The sequence below is a fragment of the Burkholderia sp. Ac-20392 genome, from assembly GCF_017104585.1.
GTDB lineage: Bacteria > Pseudomonadota > Gammaproteobacteria > Burkholderiales > Burkholderiaceae > Burkholderia > Burkholderia lata.
In genome coordinates this window covers 1-984 of record NZ_JAAGPB010001093.1, presented here as the reverse complement: position 1 = coordinate 984, position 984 = coordinate 1, and the positions used below count along the sequence as shown (strand labels likewise).

Below are 984 nucleotides of genomic sequence, written 5' to 3'. Positions count from 1 at the left end.
GCCGACCTGGTCGTGGTTCTGCAGGAATGCGACGAACGCGGTCGGCGGCAGGTGCGCGCTCGGTTCGCCGCGCGCGGCGCCGTCGTGCAGCGGCGACGGTTCGCCCTGGTACGCGAAGCCTTCGCCGAGCGTACGCGCGAGATGGCGCAACGGCGCGTCGGCGTACGCGCGGTAGTAGCCGTCGCGCTCGCCGGTCAGCAGCACGTGCGCGCTGTTGTGGAGGTCGTCGTTCCATTGTGCGTCGAAGCCGTCGGGCCCGAGCAGGCTCGCCGCATTGCGCTCGTTCTCGAGCACGAGGTGCACATGGCGCGTGTCGCCCGCGTACGCGCGCACGCGGCGCGCGAGTTCGCGCAGCCACGCGTCGTCGTCGATCGCGTGCGCGGCATCGATGCGCAGCCCGTCGAAACGGAATTCGTCGAGCCAGTACAGCGCGTTCTCGATGAAGAACGCGCTGGTCTGTTCGCGCGAAAAGTCGATGGCCGGCCCCCACGCGGTCTGCCGGTCGGTGCGGAAGAACGCGGGCGCGTAGCGCGGCAGCAGGTTGCCTTCCGGGCCGAAGTGGTTGTAGACGACGTCGAGGAACACCTGCAACTCGAGCCCGTGCGCGGCATCGACGAGCGCCTTCAGTTCCTCGGGCCGCCCGTACGATGCATCGGGCGCGAACGGCAGCACGCCGTCGTAGCCCCAGTTGCGCATGCCGGGGAACGCGTTGACGGGCATCAGCTCGACGGCGGTCACGCCGAGCGCGGCGATTTCCGGCAGGCGCCGCTCGACGCTCGCGTGGCCGCCGCATGCGCCGATGTGCAGCTCGTACAGCACCGTTTCATGCCACGGGCGGCCGCGCCACGCGTCGTGGCGCCAGCGGTACGCAGCCGGATCGACGACCTGGCTCGGGCCTTCCACGCCGCCGGGCTGGAAGCGCGACGCGGGATCGGGCCGCGCTAGGGCCTCACCGCGCGCGTAGCGACCACGCAGTGCGTGGCC

At 71.3% G+C, this 984-nt stretch carries 1 protein-coding gene; it reads right to left on the bottom strand.

Annotated elements, in window-relative coordinates:
* Positions 1–984, bottom strand: a 984-nt coding sequence (locus tag G3N99_RS40970; protein WP_241012110.1) for an alpha-amylase family glycosyl hydrolase, incomplete at both ends; no start/stop codon positions are given.